The sequence below is a fragment of the Streptococcus sp. HMSC076C08 genome (genome assembly GCF_001810825.1).
In the GTDB taxonomy this organism is placed as follows: domain Bacteria; phylum Bacillota; class Bacilli; order Lactobacillales; family Streptococcaceae; genus Streptococcus.
In genome coordinates, this window is record NZ_KV802734.1 from 99,906 (window position 1) to 102,051 (window position 2,146).

At 36.8% G+C, this 2,146-nt stretch carries 3 protein-coding genes; all 3 read left to right on the forward strand.

Features of this window, described 5'->3' with window-relative positions; translation table 11 throughout:
* Positions 1-162 precede the first annotated feature (162 nt).
* The 3 genes from HMPREF2766_RS05650 to HMPREF2766_RS05660 are packed head-to-tail and all read left to right on the forward strand — an operon-like array spanning position 163 to position 2,023.
* Positions 163-789, forward strand: a complete 627-nt coding sequence (locus HMPREF2766_RS05650) for a hypothetical protein (protein ID WP_070568383.1) — start codon at positions 163-165, stop codon at positions 787-789.
* On the forward strand, positions 786-1,394 hold the full coding sequence (locus HMPREF2766_RS05655; RefSeq protein ID WP_000780963.1) for a hypothetical protein: 609 nt from the start codon (positions 786-788) through the stop codon (positions 1,392-1,394). Before HMPREF2766_RS05650 ends, HMPREF2766_RS05655 begins: the two co-directional genes overlap by 4 nt.
* Positions 1,391-2,023 (forward strand): hypothetical protein, encoded by a 633-nt coding sequence (locus HMPREF2766_RS05660; RefSeq protein WP_070568386.1) that lies wholly within the window; start codon positions 1,391-1,393, stop codon positions 2,021-2,023. The genes HMPREF2766_RS05655 and HMPREF2766_RS05660 overlap by 4 nt, the downstream gene beginning before the upstream one ends.
* Positions 2,024-2,146 lie beyond the last annotated feature (123 nt).

Consider the following 2,146-nt stretch of genomic DNA (forward strand, 5'->3'; position numbering starts at 1 on the left):
GGATGTTCTTTCACTGACTTATGATGAAGCGGTTGAAATTAGTTTGGAAGAATTAAAGACAATGATACCAGTAAGAGATCCGCTATGGGAAGAAGAAGAACGGCTTCGCGAAGAATATATTAAAATCCATGGTGAACGTGTTTATGACGACGAGGAAGATGAGTGAGATTATACATCAAAGGTGATTACACCAAAGAAATTCCATTTGATTACATGGAACTAGCGAAAAGGATGTGGTTTGAGGAAAAAGATGGAATAGAGCCGGATTTGTCGTATGCTGGGTTTCTAGAACTACCAATCGAGAAACTTTCTATTCATTTAGAATTAGATAAGGAAACTCATGATGATAGGTGGAAAAGTGTTCAGATTAAGGAAGGGATAAAATATGATTTTTTATCCCATAAGTCAGAATATATACAGCTAGATTACGAAGATGCAATGATGTCGGATTTTCGTGAGAAAGGTGAATGTTTAAGAATTTCTTCTAAGCACCTTGACCTTCTCACTGTTGATAAACGAGCTATGTATATTATGGCCATTGAAATTGCGACTGCTATTGATGGTCAGATTAGCGAAGATGATAAAGAGAGCTGGTTAAGTGTGGAGGAATTTAAAAAACGGCATGAGGATATCCTTTCGATGAGTTATGAAGAGGCTAATGAGCTGAGTTTGGAAGAAATTCCGTTTATGGATGATGTGAGAGACCCAGTTTGGGAAGAAGACGACCGCAGGAATGAAGAATACATCAAAATCCATGGCGAGCCAGTTTATGACGACGAGGAAGAATGAAATTATACTTAAAAGGCGATTATACAAAAAGAGTACCTTATGGTTATTTGGAACTAGCTGGCAAAATGTGGTTTCCAGAAGATGAGCAAATTTCTTACTCAAATGCTGGGAACAATGATGCATTACAAGAAGATTTTTTCTCAAATTTATCCTTGAGGAAAAGCACTGCTGATAAGAGATGGTCTAGTGTCCCCCTAAAGGAAGGGGTAAGAAGTCTCTTTTCACATATTAAAGAATGTATTGAAATTAATTTTGAAGATGCATTTGCTACAGATTATAATGAAAAGGGTGACTATCTCCGTATTTTAACCACCCATCTAGAAATTTTGACAGTTGATAAACGGGCTATGTATATTATGGCGCTTGAGATTGCAAAGGTGATTGACGGGCAAATTAGCGAGGATAATAAGAAGACATGGCTAACAGTCGAGGAGTTTAGGAAAAAGCACGAGGCTATTCTATCTCTGACTTTTGAAGAAGCAAATGAACTAAGTTTGACAGAAATTCAAACGATGGATGTTGTAGACGACCCTCTTTGGGAGGAAGAAGCTAATCGTCGAAAAGAATACATACTAGCACATGGAGGCGATATCTCAGATTTATGAGACTATATATTAAAGGTGATTACACCAAAGAAATTCCATTTGATTATTTAGAACTAGCGAAGAGAATGTGGTTTGAAAGTTATCAAGGAGAAGGCATCCCACTCTCCTATTCTGGTTTTCTTCAAATCAGAGATAGGAATGATATAGCAATTCATCTAAAACTAGATAAGCAGGATTGTGATGAACGTTGGTTGCATGTTCCGATACAAGAAGGGATAAAATACCGTTTTTATTCACAAATTGATGAAGATCTAAATTTGGAATTTGAGAATGCTTATGTAACTGATTTTCGCGAAAATGGAGACTTTTTGCGTTTGGCTTCTACCCATCTTGAATTGCTCACTCTTGATAAAAGAGCGTTCTATATCATGGCCATTGAGATTGCTACAATCTTGAATGGACAAATTAGCGAAGATGACAAGAAAACATGGATAACAATCGAGGAATTCAAGGAAAAACATAAAGATATCTTATCTCTAACCTTTGAGGAAGCAAATGAGATGAGTTTGGAAGAAATTCAAACGATTGATGCTATTGACGATCCCATCTGGGAAGAATTAGATAGGGAGCGTGAGGAGTATATCCGAATCCATGGAGAGGTAGAGTTGGACGACGAGGAAGATGAGTGAGAATATATATCAAAAGTGATTTTAAGCAAAAAATAACCTTTACGACAAGAGAGCTTGTTTGGAAAATGTGGTTTAAAGAAAGAAATGGTCAAGAAATAAGTTTCTCAAATGTCGGGGATGATG